The following is a 21,039-nucleotide window of genomic DNA, read 5'->3' as shown; positions in this document are numbered from 1 at the left end:
CGCCGCAACGGCGGCGCTTGAGTTTACGGGTAAGCCACTTCTTTTATAAGAGTTACCTCCCCATGAAAAATACCTCTGCGCTGCGCCTAGCGCCTAGTGCCAAGCGGTCAACATCTTCTGGTGGTCTGCAGGCGTGGCTTCCGCGCCTGGTGTTGGCGCCGTCGGTAGCGATTTCGCTGTTCTTTGTTTACGGCTTTATGCTGTGGACCTTCGTGCTCTCGTTGACCAGCTCGCGCATGCTGCCTAGCTACGATTTTGTAGGCTTTGGTCAATATGCCCGTTTAATGGCGAATGACCGCTGGTGGGTTGCCTCAACCAACCTGATGATTTTTGGCGTGCTCTTTGTGGCCATTTGTCTGGTAATCGGTGCGTTTTTAGCCATTTTGCTGGATCAAAAAATTCGCCAGGAAGGCGCGCTACGCACCATTTATCTCTACCCCATGGCTCTTTCATTTATCGTCACTGGCGTCGTGTGGAAGTGGTTGCTTAACCCGCAGCTGGGTATTCAAGCGATGGTGCAGAGCTGGGGTTTTGAGTCCTTTCGCTTTGACTGGATTATTGACCCCGATATGGCGATCTACACGCTGGTCATTGCTGCCGTATGGCAGGCATCCGGGTTTGTCATGGCGTTGTTCCTGGCCGGATTGCGCGGCATCGACGACAGCATTGTCAAAGCGGCTCAGTTAGATGGTGCAAGCCTGCCGCGCATATACTGGCGTGTGGTGATGCCCTGCCTGCGCCCGGTGGTATTTAGTGCAGTAATGATTTTGGCGCATATTGCGATCAAAAGTTTTGACCTGGTAATTGCACTGACCGGCGGCGGGCCTGGGTACGCGACCGACTTACCGGCCACCTTTATGTATGCCCACGCGTTTAATCGCGCCCAGATTGGCTTGGGGTCTGCGAGTGCCATGCTCATGCTTGGGGGCGTGCTGGCGATTTTGATTCCTTATCTCTACTCCGAATTAAGGAGCCGTAAGCATGGATAATGTCATTCGTCGCCAAACCTTCGCGGCACGGTTAGGCCGTGTTGTGCTTTATGGAGTGCTGATTCTTGCTGCCCTGTTTTATATCCTGCCGCTTATCGTGATGCTGATGACCTCGGTGAAGCCGCTAAGTGAAATCAGCGCCGGAACACTTTTATCGTGGCCACAAAATCCGACCCTCGCGCCCTGGACCAAAGCCTGGGGAGAAGCCTGTACGGGCATGCGCTGCGATGGCGTCGGCGGTTATTTCTGGAACTCCTTTGCAATCGTTATACCTGCGGTATTGATCTCAACCACCGTCGGCGCCCTTAATGGCTACGCGCTCACCAAATGGCGCTTTAAGGGATCCGAATTGGTGTTTGCGTTAATGCTGTTCGGCTGCTTCATTCCCTTTCAGGTGGTGTTGCTGCCCATGGCGCAAACCCTGGGTTGGCTGGGCATTTCCAGCTCACGTGCTGGCTTGATACTGGTGCATGTGGTGTTTGGTATTGCGTTTACCACGCTCTTCTTTCGTAACTTTTATGTGGGTATTCCCAACGAGCTTGTGTCGGCTGCGAAGTTGGACGGCGCCGGATTCTTCCGCATTTTCTGGCGAATCCTGCTACCGGTTTCTGCACCGATCATCGTCGTCTCGGTGATTTGGCAGTTCACTCAAATCTGGAATGACTTTTTGTTTGGCGTGGCCTTTTCGGCCCACAACACTCAGCCCGTGACCGTAGCGCTTAATAATCTTGTCAACACTTCCACCGGCGTACGTGAATATAACGTCGATATGGCAGCGGCGATGATCGCAGCGCTACCCACCCTGGTGGTGTACGTACTGGCAGGCAAATACTTCGTGCGTGGGTTAACCGCCGGCTCCGTCAAAGGCTAGTTCTGAGAAGAGCCTGATAACAAAACAGGGTGTTTTTTATGTCGACATTAGAAATTCGCAACGTTCGTAAAGAATTTGGCAGCGAGCGAGTGCTGAAAGACGTCAGTATTTCGATTAATTCCGGTGATTTTTTGATTCTGGTCGGGCCTTCTGGCTGCGGCAAGTCCACGCTAATGAACGCGATTGCCGGGCTTGAGCCGGTGACCAGCGGCCATATTTTGATTGATGGCGAAGACGTCACCTTTAACACGCCTGCCGAGCGCGATATCGCCATGGTGTTTCAGTCCTATGCGCTTTATCCCAGCATGACCGTGCGCCAGAACATTAGCTTCGGGTTAGAGATGCGTAAAGTGCCCAAAGCCGAACGCGAAGCCTCGGTAGAGCGCGTGGCAGACTTATTGCAAATCACTCACCTGCTGGAGCGCAAGCCTGCCCAGCTTTCCGGGGGGCAGCGCCAGCGGGTGGCGATGGGGCGGGCGCTGGCGCGGGAGCCCAAGGTCTATCTGTTCGATGAGCCGCTTTCTAACCTGGATGCCAAGCTGCGTGTTGATATGCGCACTGAAATCAAAAAGCTCCACCAACGGCTGGGCACTACGATTGTTTACGTTACTCATGACCAGGTAGAAGCAATGACGCTGGCCGACTGCATTGCCGTCATGCGTGATGGCAATATCCTCCAGCTTGGCAGCCCTGATGAGGTTTATAACAATCCGGTCGATATGTTCGTGGCGGGCTTTATGGGGTCGCCCTCCATGAACTTTATTCGCGCGATGCTGGAAAAAGAGAACGGCCGCTACCAGCTGCGAATTACAACGCCAGGTGAGATGGATCTGCTGCTTCCCTGGCCTGAAAGCCGTGCGACGCCCGGTATGGACGAGCGTCTTAATCAACCGGTCATTCTTGGCCTGCGCCCAGAACACTTTAGCGAAGAGGATGTGCGTCTAACGGCGCAGGCTGAGGGCACGCTGCTCAACGCACATATCAGCGTGGTAGAGCCGACCGGCGCGGATATCCTGCTGCGGTTGCCGCTGGGCGAGCAGGAAGTTACTGCCCGCGTTGGTCCTAAATGCCCGGTTGTCGCCGGAACGCGCCTGGCGCTGCGTATTGATATGGAACAAGCCATTCTGTTTGATGCGGTGAGCGAGCAGCGAATCGCTTAGCCAGTGGCTACTCCCTGGTCTGTGTGGCCGGGGCAGGCTCTTTATCCAGCCGTTTGATCTGGCGCCAGAGGTCCTGGCGCAGGTCGGCCATTCTGGGTTGCTCTTCGGGTATGAAGGCTACCGGGCGGCAGAGGCGCTGGGCGCGTAGCCCCAAACGGGCGCTAAGCAGCCCGGTGGCCAGGCCTTGGCTTGCGCGAGTGGAAATTCGGCCAGCCAGGTGCAGCGAGAGCATATCCATACTGGCATCGGCGGCGAGTTCGCTTACGCCTGCAAACGCCATGTTGCGCAACACATTTCTAAACAGACGTAAGCGGCTGGCGTAACCAAGTTCCAGGCCGTAAAGCCGGCATAACCTGTCGACCATGGCGAGACTGCGCCAGGCTACCAGCGCCATATCCACCAGCGTAAGGGGGCTGATTGCCACCATAATGGCGGTTTCCCCAGACATACGGGTTATCAGACGCTGCGCCTCACGATCGCGGGGTGCCAACAAGTGGTGGCGCAGCAGCGCCTGAACTTCCTCTCCGTTATGATGTGGCTCACAGGCGCGCTCAAACGCTTGCCAGTGGGGATCGTCCGCTGAAAGCTTTAATTGCTGGCGAAGCGCTTCGGCCATTTTCTTTGCCTGATGGGGCGAGCGTTGGGGCAGTTCAGCTAAATCGCTACGCAGTCGATCATGGCGTTTCAGACGTCTTAATCGGCCGAGTTCTCTGATCAGTGACATGCCCCCTAAGCCAATCAGGCTGATGCCAAACAGCTGCCACGCCAAATTCATCCACGCTGACTGGGAAAGCGCATCGGGAATGCCGGTGGCCAGTTCGATGATGCCCAGCGTGGCTCCACCTGCCAAGGCAAACATTAACCCCCAGCGGCGTTTGCGTGGGGCGCCCAGGCTGGTAGCGGGCAACGCCTGTTCCTCGGCCGCCGTTATAAGGGGCTGGTCATCGTCGGTTGCTTCAAAGCGCTGCTGCTGGCGTAGGCGGGTCTCCTGCTCGGTAACCGTGTCGGGTGTATCGTGCAGGCGAAAATTACGCCGTGGCTGTGGGTCGGTCATGCGAGTTTATCTCCAATCAGCCAATCAATGGCGGCGTCCATTCGAATATGTGTCAGTGCATCAGATGTCGATGGCATGGGTCGAAAGCTGGGGAAGTCAAAGCCCTGGTGCTGCCAGAAGTCGGCATTGGGCAGGCGGGTCGGAACATCGCCCGGATAAACCAGCACGTCTTCGCCCTCAAGCGTCGTGCCGCGTAGCGCCGAGGAGCGTTTTCCATCTTGCAATACTTCGCGTGCCTCGGTGGCCCGAATAGCCGCAAGTGACAGTGCTTTTACCGGCACATTAGCAAAGCGTAAATCCTTCAGCGGTTCGGCTAGCAGCGCTTCCAGTAACTGTACAACATGACCATGCTGGTCTGGCGTTACGTGATCCGCTTTGGTGGCGGCGATGGCCAAACGGTCAATTTTGGGTGCGAACAGACGCGATAGCAGGCTGCGTTTGCCGTAGTCGAAGCTTTGCATTAATTGACGCAGCGCACGGGAAAGGTCCTCAAACCGTTCAGGCCCGGCGTTCAGTGCACCCAGTACATCGACCAGTACAATCTGACGATCAAAACGCCTGAAATGATCACGATAGAAGGGCTTCACCACCTGTTGCTGATAGTAGCGAAAGCGGGCGGCAAGCGTGGCGTAAAGGCTGCTTTTGGGCAGGCTGTCGAGCACTTCCCTGGAAGCATCAAGATGCGGTAGAGGGAAAAACTGTAGCACCGGGGCGCCCGCCAGCTCACCGGGAAGCAAAAAACGCCCCGGTTGAAGGTCCGAAAAGCCCGCCTCCTTGGCACGGCGAAGCCCTTGTGCATAGGCGTCAGCCAAGTGCGCCAGTTGAGCTTCGTCCGCTTCAGAGGCGGGGTCCAAGGTTTTTACCGCGTCTAACCACTCGCTGAAGAGTGCGCGCCGCTGCTCGCCTTCCAGCAAGGGCTGGGCTTGGCACCAGCTGTAAAAATCGTGCTGCAGCAGCGGTAAATCGAGCAGCCATTCGCCTGGGTAATCAAACAGGTCCAGCGTTAGATGGGCGATATCTGGCGACAGCCAGCCGCTTTGGGCAGGCCGATAGCGCAACTGCAGGCGTAATTCGCTGATTCCTCGTGTCGGTTCGGGCCAGCGTGGCGGTGTATCGCGCAGCGCCGCCATGCCCGGGTCGTAGGGAAAACGGGGGACGCCAAGATCGGGTTGATTAAGCCGCTGTGCGCCCAGTAAGCGGCCATCTCGGGCGGCGGGCAGTAAATCCAGCCTTGCCTCGACGCCCGCATGACGTAGCTGGTTCACCAACGAGGTTAAAAACGCCGTTTTGCCCGCTTGTGATAGCCCCGTTACCGCTAAGCGCAGCTGACGGTCTCGGCCTCGTTCCAGTAAGTTACTCAGTTCGCGGCTTAACGGCTGGCGCATCCTGGCGTTCCTTTTGTTAATCCTGAATTCAGAAGTCATGGGGCCGTGGCCGTAGGCGGCTCACGTAGTGAGCGAACATTAGTGGCTGGCGGCGTTGCAAACGTAATGGCTAACGTGGTTGCTAGCATAGTGAATAGCATAGCCAAGGGTTGATGAACCGTGCATTAACCGCGACTTAGCGTTGTCCCCAGCAGATGCTGGGCGCCTGGCACCAGCCACACCGGGTCAAGGCGCGTGTTGGCGGCTTCAATGCACAAAAAATGGCGCGCGGCGTCAGCAGGTGTGTCGCTGGGAGGGTTCGCGCCGGGGTGCCACACCACGGTTGAATCACTTGACTGCTTGGCAACGCGCAAGCGGCGCACGCCATCATCTAGAAGCACGGCTTCATTGCTGTGATAAATTCGGTCGACGCCGCCACGGATAGCCAGCGTGCCTTGTTGCTCGGACTCCGCAAAATCACGCAGTTTGTCCAGGTAACGGGCGCCCGCAAGACCTTCTACACGACACTGATGCACGTCATCAACGGCTAAATAGGTGTGCAGCGCACCGCTGGTTTTAACCGGCGTATCGCCGATATTTTCACTGATAAGCTCAACATTTAAGCGCTGCGCGTTGGCCTGAACCACCACGCGTGCGGTGAGTTGGTTGTGCAGAGGGTGCTCGGGAGAAAGGTGCACCTCAATTCCCTCTGCGTGCTCATCAACGGCGTCCAGCCGCCAACTGGCTTGGCGAGCCAAACCGTGGAATGGGCCGTCGCGTTCAGGACTTTCGTCGGCGTAGCGCTCGTCTGCAAACCAGGGCCAGCATAATGGGATGCCGCCGCGTATAACATCGGGCATTGCGGGCGGTGTCGGTGTTACCCAAAGCCAGCCGGTATCATTGGCAGGTTTGAAGTGAAGCACTTGGGCGCCTTGTAGGCTGATGGCAAGCTCGCCCCAGGGCATATTGAAAAGAGCGACATTGCGTCCTTCCCACGTCGTTATTTGCTGGCCGTCTACGCTAGCCATAAGAGTTACGAGTGAATCAGGGGTCATGAGCGTTCCTTAAAAGGGTGTGTATCAAATCAGGCAGGATTGTCGCGCTGTGTGCTATGGTAGGACAAGCATAATGAGTAGGTAAAACGCCTAGGTTGGCAGGTAAGAGACATAGGTAAAACCCTGAAAAGTGGATATCAAGGAGGCACTATGGGCTTTATTGCGTGGTTAATTATTGGTGGTTTGGCTGGCTGGATCGCTGGCAATATCATGCGCGGCGGCGGTTTCGGCATCCTGGGCAATATCGGTGTGGGTGTCGTTGGAGCCGTGTTAGGTGGCTTTTTGTTTAGTTTGCTAGGCTTGCAGGCGGGCGGCTTTATTGGCTCGCTAGTGACCGCTACGGTAGGGGCTGTTGTACTGCTGTGGGTTATTAGTAAAGTGCGAAGCGCGTAGCGTTAAATAAAAGCCGTCGTGCTTAAGCGGCGCACTGGTTCGATATCATTTGCTGCCCGGCCTTGTGTCGGGCAGTGTCGTTTTGCACCAATCGGTCAGTTTAGCTATCGGTCTTGCCACCACTTTCCGTTACACTAAGGCGCTTTGCTCTAGCGCACTGCTGGTAGATTTTTGTTTCGAGGTGTCTCTTGGTCGACGCGTTAAACGCTTGGTGGGCCCAACAGCTGGTGCTGTGTGATTGGGCATTTACCCCGCATCCGCTCTCGGTGGATACGCAAGCTGCTGAGCAGCGTTTGCTGCAACTGGGTATTACCAGCCGTAACGAGCTGGCCGAACAGCTTTTTCATGCGTTAGGCGCTTCGACAGGAGAAGCAGACCGCTTATTGGGCGCGCTTGAGTGGTCGGCGTTGGCCGGGGCAGCAGGGTGGTTAAATGCCGATCAGGCTCATGCCTGGGCGCACCATGTTATCCGCCGTATTACCGCTGACTACAGCGATTTACGTGGCTGGCTTTCAGAGCTGCGCCGGGTGCTGGGCGCCAAGGGCTGGGAAACCGGCGCGGATGATCGTTTTATTGACGCTTGCCAGGCACTCTCAGCACTGGAAAGCGAAGACGAAGGGATTACCTGGCTAAGGCTTGAACATACGCTGGCACAGTTGCCCGCGCCGGCGCCGTTATGGCCCCAGGCGGCAGAAGCGCAGGTGTGGCGTTTATGTGCGCTGTTTCGCCCCGTTATTAGCTACCCCGCAAACCGAGCCGATTGGCCGGAAGCCGACCAATGGCTTGAACGCATTTGGCAGATCAATGACCGCGAGCAGCTACTCGAAGTGGCGCTATGGCTGAGCGCTCAGGGAGAGCGCCAGCGCTGGGATATTGAAGCCCGTGAGCTGCTGGGGATGGATAACGCCCAACGGCTTGCTTGGCAGCAGGATGAAATAGAAGACTCGCCCTACGCGGGTGTCCTCAACGCGTTTGTAAGCCAAGGCGAGCCGCTTGAGTGGGCCGCGTGGGACTGGCTGCGGCTGGTGGAGATTGCCTGGGCCGGTGCTTGCTGTGGTTGGTTAAGCCAGGCAGAAGCAGATGATCTTGCATGCCACGCAGCGGACCTAATGAATCATCGCTACCACGACTGGCGCGCTATTCTAAAAGCCTATATGCGCGGTCAGAGCCTTTTTGAGGGTGTCGACCGACGCGATATGACGCCTAACCCTCATCACGCCTTACTGCTCAACGCCGCGCATAGCCCATGGGCCTGCCCGCCCTCTACGCTGTTGAATGAGACGAGTCGCCAAGCATCACAACAGCGTGTCAAAGCGTGGCGCAATACGTCCCATCACTGGCTGCTGGCGTTAGCGGGGGTACGTGAACCCGATGTCATGCTGCGCCAGCTAAACCCCGGTGCACCCATTGCCGAGCAGCGCCGAGCAGATGCCGCGCTTTACCTTCAAGAGTCGCTTGGCCTGCATGCGGATGAGGGCCCCGCTGTTCTCGCCCGTTACTGGTTGCCTGCCCAGGCACATCATCTTAATCAGTTAGCGGCCGATGCGGTGCACGGCGTGTTGCCGCCATCACACACGCTGTTTGGTCAGCCCGCGTCAGACGAGTTGAAGCAGCGTAATGCGGTGAAGGGTGTCAGCCGTCATGCGGCCACTATCCATATGGCGGAAAAGTTTGCCTTCTATTTGCACATGTCGCTGGATAGCGGTTTATTCGAGCGTGAGCCGCTGCTTGCTTATGCCCGTGAACTGCGTAGCTGCTTGTGCCGTTTTTACCCTAACCCCAAACGGTTGCTGGAAGCCTGGTTTGCCTGGGAAAGCTGCTTGCCGGAGCCTGAGCATACCTCGCTAATTAATGAGATCGCTTGGCACCTGGAAGATCCCGGGAGCCTCTTTTACTGGCTGGATTGGCGCCCCGATGCTTGGTGCGAGCCAGGCGGACGGCCAACGCTTACCCACTTTACGGCCATGTCACTGGTTGGGCCGCTTAATAGTGCCGTGTGGAGTGAGCCTCAGCCAGAAAGCGCGCGCGAGTGCGCGGACATTAAAGAGTGGGTGGAGAGTCACTATCACTTGAGCAGTGCCGCCGATATGCAAGAGTTTCTAACCTTTATGTTGGAAGCTGGCGACCGCCAGGAGTATCAGATCAACTATGCGCCCTATACGCTGAACCCGGAGCGTCTAGAGGCCGAAATCGCGATTCTGGAATCGGGTGACTGTGCCGAAGAAGATCGCCACCATCTGCTTCGCCTACGGCGTGTGCAGGGTAATGAAGATAGCTGTAATGATGTTGACATGGCCGCATGGGATATTGCTCAGCTTGTCGATTTGGCGATCGCTGCCCGGCAGTTGGGTTGGCTGGAAAGCCAGGCATTTGCCGAGGTGCTGGACCGTGCGTACCATTTGGCGGCTGATCACTATGCTGGCTGGCAAGAGTACGCCGCAGGAATGTATGCTGGATTCTCGTTTTTTATGGGTGAAACACCCGAACGTGACAGCTTTTTAGCCGGGTTTCGTCAAGCCATGGTGGCTTGGGTGTGCGGTGCACCGATCCTTGCGGGCCCTTGGGCAAGCCTCGATTTTCCGGGTAATAAACCGCGCCATTTTGCGCCGCTGCATATCGACACCTTACCCGGTGATTCACGAACATTACATTGAGACTCGCCAACCATGCATTGTCTAGCTTATAGTTTAACGCGTGTTAATTACCCTACCTTCACCATAATAGTACGAGGTTAATCGCATGGTTGCGTTGCCACACCCCGCTGTGACCGCTGTCCGTGTTGTAAGTGTTTGTGTTGTCATTGCTTTTCTGGCTGGCTGTGCAGGCTCTTCGCATCAATCTATCGAGCCGCCCGAGGACTATTTCTCGATGACGCTGCCAGGAATGGCGAAAGGCGTGAGTCCTCAGATGTCACCCGTCAGTAATTCATTAGACCAGCTACGTAGTTTTCAGACACCACCACCGACTCTGGTGCGCCAGGCACTACTGGAACAGCACCAGCGATGGTCGGGGACGCCTTACCGCATCGGCGGGACATCAGAACGAGGAATCGACTGTTCGGCGCTGGTACGTAATGTTTATCGCGATACGTTTAATTTAGAACTACCCCGTTCCACTTCGGGCCAGATACATGAGGGACGCTCGATCGACCGCCAAGAGCTGCAGGCGGGCGATCTGGTTTTCTTCCGTCCGCCAGGGCGTTATAACCATGTGGGTATCTATGTCGGAGATGGCTACTTTTTACATGCCTCTACCTCACAAGGCGTCATCATTTCCAGTTTGGATAACAGCTACTGGCAGCGTTATTACTGGCAGTCACGTCGGGCGCTGGAACCCACCAACCTTGCTTATTTAGGCAGTAACTTCACGCCGTGAAGGGGCAGGGCTGTTGGCGTTTCGCTTCCAGCCCCGCAAGTTGTCTACTCCTGGGAATGGCATGATTGAAGCCAAAACACGCGCTTGGTGGCGAGCAACAGTGGCCCTGTGTTTAGGGTCATTTCTGGTATTTATTAATCTGTATGTTCCTCAACCGTTACTGCCCGAGCTTAAAACGGCCTACGAGGTGTCTACCTTAGGCGTCAGCCTGCTGATGTCGGTTGCTACGCTGTCGCTTGCCTTGTCCCTGTTGGTCTTTGGACCGCTTTCCGATGCGATAGGCCGTGAAGGCATTATGCGCATCACGCTACTGCTGGCGGGGGGCTGTTCGCTGGCGCTGGCATTTGCCCCGAACTTTGAAAGCCTGCTACTGCTTCGCTTGGTTCAGGGATTTGTATTAGGCGGCCTACCCGCCGTTGCCATTGCCTGGATGGGCGATGCCTTTGAAAAGTCTGCGCTGCTAAGCGCCGTAGGGCTCTATATTGGCGCCAATACGTTGGGCGGTATTAGCGGTCGGGTCGTAGGGGGTGCCGTCGCGGAGATAGGTGGGCCCTCCGCTTCCTTTATTGTGGTTGGGGCGATGACGCTGGTTGGCTGCGCAGTATTTTGGCGCTTATTGCCTAATAGCCATGCGTTTGAGCCCAAGCGTTTTCAGCTTCGCCGCGCGCTGGTAGACCTGGCTGGGCATTTGCGCAACCCGGTGCTGCTTGCAGCCTACTGCTTGGGCGGCATCAATTTTCTTATCTTTATCAATCAATATAGCTACATCACCTTTCGCTTGGCCGCTACACCTTATGCGCTGGCAGCGAGCGGGCTGGGGCTGATTTTCCTGACCTATTTGGGCGGCACTTTTGCATCGGCTATTTCTGGCCGACTGGCCGAGCGCACGTCTCCGGCTACTTGCATGATGGCAGGCGTGGTGATTCTGATGACAGGTACCGCCGTTACTCTGCATGATTCGCTGGTGCTAATTATTGTCGGTCTAACGATTAATGCGTTTGGTTTTTTCTTAACGCACTCACTGGCGTCCAGTTGGGTGGGGCGTTATGCCCAAGGCGCGCGTGGCAGTGCGTCAGCCCTTTACCTGGTGTTTTATTACGTAGGCGCAAGTCTCGGTGGCTTCTGGCTGGAGCCTTTTTGGCAGGGAGCTGGCTGGCTTGGTGTGGCTTGGGCTTCGTGGATTCTGTTAACGGTTACGTTAACCATCACGCTAGGAATGCGCTGTTTCGAGCGCCGATGCTGCCTTTAATGAAGGCATAAAAAAGGCAGCCCGCAGGCTGCCTTTTTAGCAAACGTGGGCACTTAGTGCTCAACGCCACCTTCACCGTGCACATGGCCGTGCTCGGTTTCTTCCTGGCTTGCTTCACGTACGGTTGCAATCTCAACGTCAAAGTTAAGTTGCTGGCCTGCCAGCGGGTGATTACCGTCAACGATGACGGTATCGCCTTCGATGTTCTTAACGGTCACCATCAGCGGGCCACCTTGAGTCTGGGCTTGGAACTGCATGCCCGGCTCAATGTTTTCAACGCCCTGAAAAGCATCACGTGGTACTTCTTGTACCAGCTGCTCTTGAACTTCGCCGTAGCCCTCTTCGGGGGATACTTTAACGTTCAGCTTGTCGCCCGCTGCGCGGCCTTCCAGCTCTTTCTCCAGGCCCGGGATGATGTTGCCAGCGCCATGAAGATACGTGAGCGGCTCACGGCCTTCGGAACTGTCGAGCACCTCACCTTCATCGTTGGTCAGGGTATAGTGGAACGCGACAACCGAGTTTTGCGCAATTTGCATTGGATAACCTTTCGGTGAGTGCATGTCCCAATATGGTAACGCGTGAGGCGTGGCTTGTCAGGGGGTAAACCGGGTTTTTACGCCTGATCGTTAATAGTGGTGTTGCGCCTTGCAGTCACCGGGGATACTCTAAGCCAACAACTTTTCCCTTTTTAAGATCACATTCACTGGAGCTTGCATGACAATCTTCTTTATTTGGCTTATTGCATTTGTCCTGATTGCCTACTTTGCCAATCAGAAGTGGAGCAATGGCCTCAGCCAAGGCCTGGACCGGCTTTTGCCTGGCGTGATGAAAAGCCACGGCGATAACCGCTACTTGTGGGTAACGACGCTGGCTGTATTAGGCGCAACAACGCTGGTTCGTCCGGTGGATATTTTGCTTGTGACTATTTTACTGGCGTTGGTTGGTTGGGTCATTGTGAAACTGGCCGGTTGGGCGAGCAATATGTCGCACTAATTAAGCTATCAAGCGGCAAATGCCATTGCCGCTATGAACATAAAAATGCCCGGCTAAAGATAGCCGGGCATTTTTTTGCATTAAAACGAATAGCTCACTTAACGTGGTAAATGTTCATCTTACCTGGCGACAAGCCCGAGACCTATCAACCCGAGCCTATCGGCGAAGCGCTATTAATACGGAGCGACGCTTACGTTTGAGCCACTACCGATCAGACGAACACGCTGGCCTGCCTGGTAGGCGTGATCAGCTCCTTGTACCACCACCACGTCGCTGCCATCATCAAGGCGGATTTCCATTTCCAGTGCGCTGATGCGGTTGGCGCGGTCTTCAGCAGCGGTGCCCGCAATCGTACCACCCAGAGCACCGGCAACAGTTGCCAACTGACGACCTGAACCGCCACCCACTTGGCTACCCAAAAGGCCACCAATAATGGCGCCACCGCCACTACCCAGCAAGCCTCCCGCACGGCTATCTGCCTGAATTTGTACGGGCCTTACCGCGACGATGGTTCCATAGGTAACGCTTTGGCTGGTTTTAGCTTGGTTGCCGCGATACACATCACCTGAGTAGGGGGCAGTGTTGGCACACCCGGCCAAGGTCAGGATGCTTAACGCAGCAACAGGTAGTAAACGTTTCATTAAAACCTCCAAGGTATGCAGCTTAAAAAAGTATAATCAGGTGCTTCAAGGGTAGTGCAATGTTTATAAAAAGTAACTGAATTGACTAATTAAGACCAGAGAATATCAAAAGGCCGTAAATCCCAGTGTAGACAGAGAATAAGAAAACAGTGTGCATACCGAACAATAAAAAAAGGAGGCTAAAAAGCCTCCTGAGATAAAGATACTTCGCCGTGGAGTGCGGGTACGGCTACATTAGCCAAACTGGTTCATTGTATTATCTTTGCCGCCCGCTTTAAGCGCTGCGTCGCCGTGGAAGAACTCCTTATGGTCATCGCCAATATTAGAGCCTGCCATGTCTTGATGTTTTACCGTGGCAATTCCTTGGCGAATCTCTTCTCGCTGAACACCTTGTACGTAGGCCAGCATACCCTCTTTACCAAAGTAGCCCTTGGCCAGGTTGTCGGTTGAAAGCGCCGCAGTGTGGTAGGTGGGCAGCGTAATAAGATGGTGAAAAATACCCGCTTCACGGGATGAGTCACGCTGGAAATTGCGCGTCCATTCATCCGCCAACTGGCCAAGCTCGGTAGTGTCGTACTCGACACTCATTAGCTTGTCACGCTGATAGGCGGACACATCTTTACCCTCGGCTTGCCAGGCATCGAACACCTGCTGACGGAAATTGAGCGTCCAGTTGAAAGAGGGCGAGTTGTTGTAAACCAACTTGGCATCGGGCACCACTTCGCGGATACGGTTGACCATGCTGGCAATTTGCCCAACGTGGGGCTTTTCCGTTTCGATCCACAGCAAGTCGGCGCCATTTTGCAGGCTGGTAATACAGTCAAGAATGACGCGGTCTTCACCCGATCCAGCTTTAAACTGATAAAGGCCTGATGCCAAACGCTTGGGCTTGACCAGCTTGCCGTGTTGCTTGATAACCACATCGCCATTATTGATATCGGCAGCATTCTCGATAACGTCACCATCCAGAAAGCTGTTGTACTGATCGCCGAGGTCGCCTGGCTCATGGGTCACAGCAATCTTCTGGGTCAGCCCAGCGCCCAACGAGTCCGTACGAGCAACGATAACGCCATCTTCCACGCCGAGCTCAAGAAACGCGTACCGGACAGCGTTAATTTTGGCTAGAAAATCCTCGTGCGGAACCGTGACCTTGCCATCCTGGTGGCCGCACTGTTTCTCGTCGGACACCTGGTTTTCGAGCTGAATGCAGCATGCGCCGGCTTGAATAAACTTCTTCGCTAGCAGATAGGTGGCTTCCGCATTACCAAAACCGGCATCAATGTCGGCAATAATAGGCACGATATGAGTATCATAATTGTCGATTTTGCTAATGACTTCCTGCTCTTTGGCGCTGTCACCGCTGGATTTTGCGTCATCCAGCGCGCGGAAAAGGTGATTAAGCTCCCAGGCATCGGCCTGCTTCAAGAAGGTGTAAAGCTCCTCAATCAGGTTGGCGACCGAGGTTTTCTCATGCATGGACTGGTCGGGCAGGGGGCCAAATTCGGAACGTAGGGCAGCGACCATCCAGCCCGAAAGATAGAGGTAGCGGCGCTTGGTGGTGCCGAAATGCTTTTTGATGGAGATCATCTTCTGCTGACCAATAAAACCGTGCCAACAGCCTAGCGACTGCGTGTACTGTGCCGTATCGGCATCGTAGGCAGCCATGTCATTGCGCATTATCTTGGCGGTATAGCGCGCAATATCGAGCCCTGTATGGAAACGGTTTTGAGCACGCATCCGCGCTGCATGTTCAGGCTTAATCGCCTCCCACTTGCCGCTTTGGGCCTCACGTAATTGAGCGATGGCTTTAATATCGTTGAGTAGTCCAGACATGAGCAATTCCTCCAGGGTTAAACAGCACTTCGCAAGGTTGTGTTTGTGCTGCGCTTGCGAAAACGTTATCAGCGTCTACCGGCCGTAAGGCGTGGTTTCTGTCTAGGCAGAGATACCTGGTAGCGCTGCAGTGCAATAACTATTGACGACAAGGAGGGATTCAACAATTGACACTTGGAGGCAGACGGGGTTGTAACTTGACGACAGAGGGTTAACAAAATGGCGTGTTTGTGTAGTCGTTTTTCGTCAGGCGCGTCACTGGCCCATAAAAAAACGCCATCCGAAGATGGCGTTTAGCACTCAATATTGAGAGGCGTTGGGTAGGTGCTGGATCTACTCTTCGTCCTCTTCTTCATCCATAAAGCCCATGCTGCCAGTGTTAACCAACTGGGTAAGTAACGCCGCCGCACCGTCAAGCTCAAGAATGTCTTCATAGAAGGGAGCCGATTCTGACAGGCGCTTGGCAAGTGCTTCAGAGCAGGAATGACCATCGCCATCGACAAACAGCGTGGTACCGCGCGAATCGCTGCGCCAGGCAAAGCGTGAACCGGGCATTGCAAAAAGCGGCTCACCCGCTTGCAGGTGCGCAACCAGCGCTGCTTCATCCAACGGCGACTCCAGCGGAGCGACCTGATCCATGTACTTGGGTTGCGTCATCACACGGCCAAACCACTGCGCCATTTGCTCAGGATTGTCCAGCGTTGACAGCATAAACTGGCGCATGCGCTCGATAGCCGCATCATCCAGCTCACCGGCTTGGCTTGCGGGCGCCATGCCCGCATCGCTGTAGCGTTTTGACGCGGGCAACTGCTCGCCCAGGTAATCCGCGTAAGAGGTAATGGACTCATCGGCAGACGGTGCGCGAAAGCCTACCGAAATCGTCATGCAGTCATCGGTCTGGCTGACGCCGTGATGTGCCCAACCCGGCGGAAGATACAGCATATCGCCTGGTGCCAATGTCCAGTCTGAGTCTGGTTCAACCTCAAAGGTTTCCAGGATACGCAGGTCAATGCCCTGAATAATCGGGGCGTCATCGGACTGCTTACCCCCCAGCTGCCAACGGCGGTGACCGCTGGCTTGTAGTAAAAAGACATCGTACTGGTCGATATGCGGGCCGACGTTTCCACCTGGCGGTGCATAGCTGATCATAATATCGTCTAACCGCCAGCGTGGCAGAAAGTCGAATTCATCCATCAGCGCAGCAACCGCCGGTACATAGTGGTCAACCGCCTGCACTAACAGGCTCCAGTGGCCTTCAGGCAGGCGCTCAAACGTAGCTTCATCAAGCGGGCCATGAGAAACCTGCCAGGCCCTGTCGGGGCCTTTCTCTTCTACCAGGCGCGCTTCTACACCCGGTTCACAAGCAAGGCCCGCCAGTTCATCAGGATCAATCGGGCTTAGAAAGTCAGGTATAGCGCCACGAATCAGCAGCGGTTTCTGTTGCCAGTAGTGGGCCAGGAAGTCCTCGGGCGTTAAATCGCCCAGCAGGGTAAGTGGCTTATCGTGTTGGCTCATGGCGGTATCCTAATTGAGTGGCCGCAGCGCTTATGACAAGCTGCCCAGGCGTTGAGTAAGTGCTTCAGCTTGCGCTTGTGCATTACCAATATAGCTTGCCGGGGAGAGCTCTTTAAGCGCTGCTTTAACGTCGTCTGGCAGCTCAAGGGTATCAATGAAGGCGGCAAAGCCTGCCTGATCAATACGCTTGCCACGTGTCAGCTCTTTAAGTTTTTCGTAGGGTTTTTCAATACCGTAGCGGCGCATAACGGTTTGAATCGGCTCGGCCAGCACTTCCCAGCTGTTATCCAGGTCGGCGGCCAGGCGCTCAGGGTTGGCTTCCAGTTTGCTGATGCCTTTTAAGCTGGCGTGATAGCCAATCAGGCCATACGCCAAACCTACACCTAAATTGCGCAGCACGGTGGAGTCGGTCAAGTCGCGTTGCCAGCGGGAAATGGGCAGTTTTTGCGCCAGATGAGCAAGCACGGCGTTCGCCAGGCCGAGGTTGCCTTCCGAGTTTTCAAAGTCGATAGGGTTAACTTTGTGCGGCATCGTAGACGAGCCGATTTCGCCTTCAACCGTGCGCTGCTTGAAGTAACCCAGCGAAATATAGCCCCAAACGTCACGATCAAAGTCGATCAAAATGGTGTTGAAACGGCATACCGCATCGAACAGCTCGGCAATGTAGTCGTGCGGCTCAATTTGCGTCGTGTAGGGGTTGAAGCTTAGTCCCAGCCCTTCGACGAAGGTGCGCGCATTGGCTTCCCAATCGATGTCGGGGTAGGTGGTTAAGTGAGCATTGTAGTTGCCAACGGCGCCGTTGATTTTACCCAAAATTTCAACGCGTTCGATCTGCTTGAGCTGGCGCTTTAAGCGGTAGGCCACGTTAGCCATCTCTTTGCCAAGCGTGGTGGGGCTTGCCGTTTGGCCGTGGGTGCGCGAGAGCATTGGCTGAGCAGCGTGGGTAATCGCGAGCTTAGCCACTTCATCGGCTACTTCGTGCATGGTAGGCAACAGTGCTTTAAGGCCATCGGCCAGCATTACACCGTAAGACAGGTTGTTGATGTCTTCCGAGGTGCACGCAAAGTGAATGAACTCGGTCACTGCGTTCAATTCGGCGTTGCCAGCAATTTTCTCTTTCAGGAAGTACTCGACGGCTTTCACATCATGATTGGTTGTCCGCTCAATCTCTTTGATACGTTCGGCATCAGCAATCGAAAATTCACTCACTAACTGCTCAAGAAAGGCGGTCGCCTCGGCGGAGAGAGGCGGCACTTCAACGATTTGATGGTGCTCCGCCATGCGCTGCAACCAGCGTACTTCCACGATTACGCGGGCGCGTATCAGGCCAAATTCACTGAAGTGTTCGCGCAGCGCGGACGCTTTGGCGCTGTAGCGACCGTCAACAGGAGAGAGAGCAGTCAAAGCGGAGAGTTGCATGGCATCGTTTCCAAGTAGTTCAAGAACAGGTGAGTCGGGAAAAAGTAAAGAGGCGCAATATCCGCCATTTAAAAGCGTTAACCGAGGCTATCCAGCGCACGGCGCAGAGCTTTGCGCTGAAAAATCAACTTCCAGCGGCGTCCACCCTGCTGATGCCATAAGAGCCCAAACCGAATGCCTGACAATAAGCAGGCACGCACGCGTTCCGGCATCATACGGCTTTGTAGTAACGAGGGGTCACCCTGCACTACAATGCGCGTTTTAAACGTGGAAACCGTCTCCTTGTAAGCTTCGCCGAGGCTTGAGATGACGTTTTCATGGGTAGCGCTAAAGTGTTCGGCCTGACCCTGAATACGGGTAAGGTGCTGGCCCAGAGAATCCATCATGTCGTTGTTGGTGCGCAGCTTATTCATGACGAGTAAAATCGTAAAACCGTAGCGCAGCACTACCGGGTTGGCCTGCTTACGGCCTACCAGCGCCTCAAGCGTTTCAAGGCCACGGCGCAGGTTGTTGGGGTGGCCGCCATAGATCGCTTCAAAGCTTTCCGGGTTGGTATCCACGGTCGCTTCAATCAGCGTGTCCCAGGAGCGGGTATCCACTTGGCCGGTGCGCGCTAGCTCATCCACCAGGCTGGCTGCTTGAAACACACCGGCCAGGGCAAGTGCCTGGCGTATAGCGGGTGAGTCAGGCGCCCGGTGAATGGGAGTGGGGGTGCTCATGCGGCAGTCTCCGTGGCATTCCATGTCGCGCGAATAACGCCGCCGCCCAAACAGATATCGCCATCGTAAAGTACCAACGATTGGCCGGGCGTCACCGCCCACTGCGGGTCATCGAACGTCACTTCAACGCCGCCATCGGGCAACGTGCGCATTTCGCAGGGGCAGTCGCTCTGCCGGTAGCGAGTTTTGGCGGTAAACCGGCCTGACGCTGCGGGTGGTTCGCCTGCGACCCAGTCCATGGCCTCGGTGGCCAACGTATCTGAAAAAAGCAGCGGATGATGCTTGCCTTGTACCACGACCAGTACGTTGCGCTCTAAATCTTTTGTCGCTACGTACCATGGGTCTTCAGAGTAGTTGGCCAGCCCGCCAATCCCCAGCCCTTGGCGCTGCCCCAGGGTGTAGTACATCAGCCCCATGTGGTCGCCAATTACATCGCCTTCAGGTGTCTCAATCTTGCCGGGTTGCGCGGGTAGATACTGCTGTAAAAAGTCACGGAAGCGCCGTTCGCCGATAAAGCAGATACCCGTGGAATCTTTCTTTTTGGCGGTGATCAGGTCGTGTTCTTCAGCAAGCGCACGAACGGCGGGTTTTTCCAGCTCACCCACCGGGAACAGCGTGCGGGCGATAGCCGCTTCGGGCACCGCGTGCAGGAAGTAACTCTGATCCTTGTTACCGTCCAGCCCTTTAAGCAGGCGCGGGCGAACACCGCTGGTGCCTTGGCGAACTCGTCCTTCACGCACATAGTGGCCGGTGGCGATCTTCTCGGCGCCCAGCATTTCGGCGTATTCAAGAAATACTTTAAACTTGATTTCCCGGTTGCACAGGATGTCGGGGTTGGGTGTACGTCCGGCCTTGTACTCTTCCAGGAAGTGCTCAAACACGTTATCCCAGTACTCGGCGGCAAAGTTAGCCGTATGCAGCTTGATGCCCAGCTTGGCACATACTGCTTCGGCGTCGGCAAGGTCTTCCTTTGCCGTGCAGTATTCAGTGCCGTCGTCTTCGTCCCAGTTCTTCATGAACAGGCCTTCCACCTCGTAACCCTGCTGCTGCAGGATAAGAGCGGAGACAGACGAATCGACGCCACCCGACATGCCGACAATTACTTTGCCTGCGGCGGGCGCCTCGGTAGTGGGCGAGCCATTGGTGGATGTCATTGGCATCCTCGGTTGAAGTGGTATGCAATTGGGCGGTGATTATACACGATGGGGGGTTGGTGCTTCGAGTGCTTCACTCTTGAATGACGCTTAATGGATAGCAGCGTTCGCAGATAGCGTCCTCAATGCGTTTGAGTACCAAGGGGCTTCTTAAGCGGTTTGCGTCTTTTAAGGCGCGAATTTCGTCAAGCGTTAGCCAGTGGGTCGCCACAATGTCACGGTCCAGTGGGGTGTCTAGCTGCTTAAGCGGCTCGGCAAGAAACCCGTGGCTGTGAAAGGTCTGGCCACTCTTTGCGTGAAAAACATACAGACCTAAATAGCCCGTAAGTGTCACCTGCCAGGCCGTCTCTTCTTGCACTTCCCGTACGATTGCCGCCATGGGGCCTTCGCCCAACTCTATATGCCCCGCCGGTTGGTTAAAAACGGTAGTTGGGCCGCCCTTGGCTTCTTCAACCAGTAAAAAGCGGTCGTGACGTTGAATAACACAGGCGGCCGTGCTGTGAATGGCACTGCTTCGAGTAGCGCTCATGAGGGCTTTCGCTGGCGCGAGGCAGGCGATTTGCCCGAGCGCTGGGAACCTGGCGCCTTCCTTGGGGCATGCAGGGTTTCCTTGCGCCATTCACCAGGCTGCAAATCACCCAACTGCCAGGCGCCTATCGAGGCACGAATCAAGCGTAGCGTGGGAAACCCGACGTGGGCGGTCATCCGGCGTACCTGGCGGTTACGGCCCTCGCTAATGGTCAGTTCCAACCAGCTAGTGGAGGGGTGGCGCTTGGGGTCGATGGCCGGTTCGCGGGGGGCAAGTGCCGGTGGCGCTATTAGTCGAGCTTTGGCAGGGCGGGTAGGGCCGTCCTTCAAGGTAATTCCGGCCCGCAACGCATTAAGCGCGGTGTCGTCGATCTGGCCTTCAAGCTGCACCCAATAGGTTTTGGGTTGCTTGTGGCGAGGGTGCGCAATTCGATGGATGAGCGCTCCGTCATCACTGAGTAACAGGAGACCTTCAGAGTCATAATCAAGTCGTCCAGCCGCATAAACACCGGGCACATCAATAACATTAGCCAGGGTGGCTCGCCCTTCATTATCGGTAAATTGGGAGAGCATGCGGTAGGGTTTGTGGAGTAAATATAGGCTGCTCATAACGTCTCTTACATCTTGCGCCGGATTTGTCGACAATCTCTCATGCGGTTAAAGTGCAGCGCTGGTATACTCCTGCGTGACCGCTGGAGTCGTCGTCAACACCACCGAAGTGATATCA

At 55.5% G+C, this 21,039-nt stretch carries 20 protein-coding genes; 8 read left to right on the top strand and 12 right to left on the bottom strand.

Annotation, left to right across the window (positions count from 1 at the left end):
* The first annotated feature begins 62 nt into the window (after positions 1-62).
* The 3 genes from ACT3T6_RS00320 to ACT3T6_RS00310 are packed head-to-tail and all read left to right on the top strand — an operon-like array spanning position 63 to position 3,020.
* Positions 63-989: a carbohydrate ABC transporter permease gene (locus tag ACT3T6_RS00320; protein WP_193054828.1), complete on the top strand. Its 927-nt coding sequence runs from the start codon at positions 63-65 to the stop codon at positions 987-989.
* Entirely contained in the window at positions 982-1,860 is an 879-nt protein-coding gene (locus ACT3T6_RS00315) for a carbohydrate ABC transporter permease (protein WP_087106241.1), read from the top strand. The genes ACT3T6_RS00320 and ACT3T6_RS00315 overlap by 8 nt, the downstream gene beginning before the upstream one ends.
* Before the next feature lie 38 nt (positions 1,861-1,898).
* A complete protein-coding gene (locus ACT3T6_RS00310; protein ID WP_172117196.1) occupies positions 1,899-3,020 on the top strand; it encodes an ABC transporter ATP-binding protein in 1,122 nt (373 codons plus the stop codon).
* A gap of 7 nt (positions 3,021-3,027) precedes the next feature.
* Here the strand turns inward: ACT3T6_RS00310 and ACT3T6_RS00305 are convergent, their stop codons facing one another.
* The 3 genes from ACT3T6_RS00305 to ACT3T6_RS00295 form a co-directional block, all read right to left on the bottom strand.
* Positions 3,028-4,074, bottom strand: coding sequence for a YcjF family protein (locus tag ACT3T6_RS00305; RefSeq protein WP_193054829.1), 1,047 nt, complete (start codon positions 4,072-4,074; stop codon positions 3,028-3,030).
* Entirely contained in the window at positions 4,071-5,459 is a 1,389-nt protein-coding gene (locus ACT3T6_RS00300; protein ID WP_193054830.1) for a YcjX family protein, read from the bottom strand. Before ACT3T6_RS00300 ends, ACT3T6_RS00305 begins: the two co-directional genes overlap by 4 nt.
* Before the next feature lie 164 nt (positions 5,460-5,623).
* Positions 5,624-6,493: a D-hexose-6-phosphate mutarotase gene (locus ACT3T6_RS00295; RefSeq protein WP_193054831.1), complete on the bottom strand. Its 870-nt coding sequence runs from the start codon at positions 6,491-6,493 to the stop codon at positions 5,624-5,626.
* A 150-nt stretch (positions 6,494-6,643) separates the two neighbouring features.
* On the opposite strand from ACT3T6_RS00295, the gene ACT3T6_RS00290 reads away from it, so the two are divergent.
* From ACT3T6_RS00290 to ACT3T6_RS00275, 4 genes are all read left to right on the top strand, one after another.
* Positions 6,644-6,886 carry a GlsB/YeaQ/YmgE family stress response membrane protein gene (locus ACT3T6_RS00290; protein ID WP_087106233.1) on the top strand — a complete coding sequence of 81 codons (243 nt, stop codon included), beginning with the start codon at positions 6,644-6,646 and terminating at the stop codon, positions 6,884-6,886.
* Positions 6,887-7,074: 188 nt separating this feature from the next.
* Complete coding sequence (locus tag ACT3T6_RS00285; RefSeq protein ID WP_193054832.1) at positions 7,075-9,540, top strand: DUF1266 domain-containing protein; 2,466 nt, start codon at positions 7,075-7,077, stop codon at positions 9,538-9,540.
* A gap of 85 nt (positions 9,541-9,625) precedes the next feature.
* Entirely contained in the window at positions 9,626-10,261 is a 636-nt protein-coding gene (locus tag ACT3T6_RS00280) for a C40 family peptidase (protein ID WP_172117191.1), read from the top strand.
* Between the two features lie 61 nt (positions 10,262-10,322).
* Positions 10,323-11,510, top strand: coding sequence for an MFS transporter (locus ACT3T6_RS00275; RefSeq protein WP_193054833.1), 1,188 nt, complete (start codon positions 10,323-10,325; stop codon positions 11,508-11,510).
* A 53-nt stretch (positions 11,511-11,563) separates the two neighbouring features.
* Here ACT3T6_RS00275 and ACT3T6_RS00270 read toward each other — a convergent pair whose 3' ends face one another.
* Entirely contained in the window at positions 11,564-12,046 is a 483-nt protein-coding gene (locus tag ACT3T6_RS00270; protein WP_172117189.1) for an FKBP-type peptidyl-prolyl cis-trans isomerase, read from the bottom strand.
* A gap of 178 nt (positions 12,047-12,224) precedes the next feature.
* Between ACT3T6_RS00270 and ACT3T6_RS00265 the strand changes: the two genes are divergently transcribed.
* A complete protein-coding gene (locus tag ACT3T6_RS00265) occupies positions 12,225-12,503 on the top strand; it encodes a hypothetical protein (RefSeq protein WP_192527804.1) in 279 nt (92 codons plus the stop codon).
* Positions 12,504-12,676: 173 nt separating this feature from the next.
* Here ACT3T6_RS00265 and ACT3T6_RS00260 read toward each other — a convergent pair whose 3' ends face one another.
* The 8 genes from ACT3T6_RS00260 to ACT3T6_RS00225 all read right to left on the bottom strand — a co-directional run bounded on the left by ACT3T6_RS00260 (position 12,677) and on the right by ACT3T6_RS00225 (position 20,921).
* The gene (locus ACT3T6_RS00260; RefSeq protein ID WP_087106221.1) at positions 12,677-13,144 is read right to left on the bottom strand and encodes an outer membrane lipoprotein; all 468 of its coding nucleotides are present in this window, start codon (positions 13,142-13,144) and stop codon (positions 12,677-12,679) included.
* Positions 13,145-13,378: 234 nt separating this feature from the next.
* Complete coding sequence (locus tag ACT3T6_RS00255) at positions 13,379-14,977, bottom strand: isocitrate lyase (protein ID WP_172117187.1); 1,599 nt, start codon at positions 14,975-14,977, stop codon at positions 13,379-13,381.
* 333 nt (positions 14,978-15,310) lie between these two features.
* Positions 15,311-16,492, bottom strand: coding sequence for a cupin domain-containing protein (locus tag ACT3T6_RS00250; protein WP_193054834.1), 1,182 nt, complete (start codon positions 16,490-16,492; stop codon positions 15,311-15,313).
* Between the two features lie 30 nt (positions 16,493-16,522).
* Complete coding sequence (gene purB / locus ACT3T6_RS00245; RefSeq protein WP_193054835.1) at positions 16,523-17,911, bottom strand: adenylosuccinate lyase; 1,389 nt, start codon at positions 17,909-17,911, stop codon at positions 16,523-16,525.
* Between the two features lie 77 nt (positions 17,912-17,988).
* Positions 17,989-18,630 carry a high frequency lysogenization protein HflD gene (gene hflD / locus ACT3T6_RS00240; protein ID WP_087106212.1) on the bottom strand — a complete coding sequence of 214 codons (642 nt, stop codon included), beginning with the start codon at positions 18,628-18,630 and terminating at the stop codon, positions 17,989-17,991.
* Positions 18,627-19,784: a tRNA 2-thiouridine(34) synthase MnmA gene (mnmA, locus tag ACT3T6_RS00235; protein ID WP_172117184.1), complete on the bottom strand. Its 1,158-nt coding sequence runs from the start codon at positions 19,782-19,784 to the stop codon at positions 18,627-18,629. The genes hflD and mnmA overlap by 4 nt, the downstream gene beginning before the upstream one ends.
* Positions 19,785-19,857: 73 nt before the next feature.
* Entirely contained in the window at positions 19,858-20,313 is a 456-nt protein-coding gene (locus ACT3T6_RS00230) for an NUDIX domain-containing protein (protein ID WP_193054836.1), read from the bottom strand.
* Positions 20,310-20,921, bottom strand: a complete 612-nt coding sequence (locus tag ACT3T6_RS00225; RefSeq protein ID WP_193054837.1) for a pseudouridine synthase — start codon at positions 20,919-20,921, stop codon at positions 20,310-20,312. Before ACT3T6_RS00225 ends, ACT3T6_RS00230 begins: the two co-directional genes overlap by 4 nt.
* Between the last annotated feature and the right edge of the window lie 118 nt (positions 20,922-21,039).

This window comes from Halomonas sp. 72 (genome assembly GCF_052379785.1).
Classification (GTDB): Bacteria; Pseudomonadota; Gammaproteobacteria; order Pseudomonadales; family Halomonadaceae; genus Vreelandella; species Vreelandella citrativorans.
This window is presented reverse-complemented; position numbering and strand designations above follow the sequence as displayed.

Coding starts and splice junctions, on each gene's coding strand:
- ACT3T6_RS00320 (WP_193054828.1), top strand. CDS start 63: ATGAAAAATACCTCTGCGCTGCGCCTAGCGCCTAGTGCCAAGCGGTCA.
- ACT3T6_RS00315 (WP_087106241.1), top strand. CDS start 982: ATGGATAATGTCATTCGTCGCCAAACCTTCGCGGCACGGTTAGGCCGT.
- ACT3T6_RS00310 (WP_172117196.1), top strand. CDS start 1,899: ATGTCGACATTAGAAATTCGCAACGTTCGTAAAGAATTTGGCAGCGAG.
- ACT3T6_RS00305 (WP_193054829.1), bottom strand. CDS start 4,074: ATGACCGACCCACAGCCACGGCGTAATTTTCGCCTGCACGATACACCC.
- ACT3T6_RS00300 (WP_193054830.1), bottom strand. CDS start 5,459: ATGCGCCAGCCGTTAAGCCGCGAACTGAGTAACTTACTGGAACGAGGC.
- ACT3T6_RS00295 (WP_193054831.1), bottom strand. CDS start 6,493: ATGACCCCTGATTCACTCGTAACTCTTATGGCTAGCGTAGACGGCCAG.
- ACT3T6_RS00290 (WP_087106233.1), top strand. CDS start 6,644: ATGGGCTTTATTGCGTGGTTAATTATTGGTGGTTTGGCTGGCTGGATC.
- ACT3T6_RS00280 (WP_172117191.1), top strand. CDS start 9,626: ATGGTTGCGTTGCCACACCCCGCTGTGACCGCTGTCCGTGTTGTAAGT.
- ACT3T6_RS00275 (WP_193054833.1), top strand. CDS start 10,323: ATGATTGAAGCCAAAACACGCGCTTGGTGGCGAGCAACAGTGGCCCTG.
- ACT3T6_RS00270 (WP_172117189.1), bottom strand. CDS start 12,046: ATGCAAATTGCGCAAAACTCGGTTGTCGCGTTCCACTATACCCTGACC.
- ACT3T6_RS00265 (WP_192527804.1), top strand. CDS start 12,225: ATGACAATCTTCTTTATTTGGCTTATTGCATTTGTCCTGATTGCCTAC.
- ACT3T6_RS00260 (WP_087106221.1), bottom strand. CDS start 13,144: ATGAAACGTTTACTACCTGTTGCTGCGTTAAGCATCCTGACCTTGGCC.
- ACT3T6_RS00255 (WP_172117187.1), bottom strand. CDS start 14,977: ATGTCTGGACTACTCAACGATATTAAAGCCATCGCTCAATTACGTGAG.
- ACT3T6_RS00250 (WP_193054834.1), bottom strand. CDS start 16,492: ATGAGCCAACACGATAAGCCACTTACCCTGCTGGGCGATTTAACGCCC.
- purB (WP_193054835.1), bottom strand. CDS start 17,911: ATGCAACTCTCCGCTTTGACTGCTCTCTCTCCTGTTGACGGTCGCTAC.
- hflD (WP_087106212.1), bottom strand. CDS start 18,630: ATGAGCACCCCCACTCCCATTCACCGGGCGCCTGACTCACCCGCTATA.
- mnmA (WP_172117184.1), bottom strand. CDS start 19,784: ATGACATCCACCAATGGCTCGCCCACTACCGAGGCGCCCGCCGCAGGC.
- ACT3T6_RS00230 (WP_193054836.1), bottom strand. CDS start 20,313: ATGAGCGCTACTCGAAGCAGTGCCATTCACAGCACGGCCGCCTGTGTT.
- ACT3T6_RS00225 (WP_193054837.1), bottom strand. CDS start 20,921: ATGAGCAGCCTATATTTACTCCACAAACCCTACCGCATGCTCTCCCAA.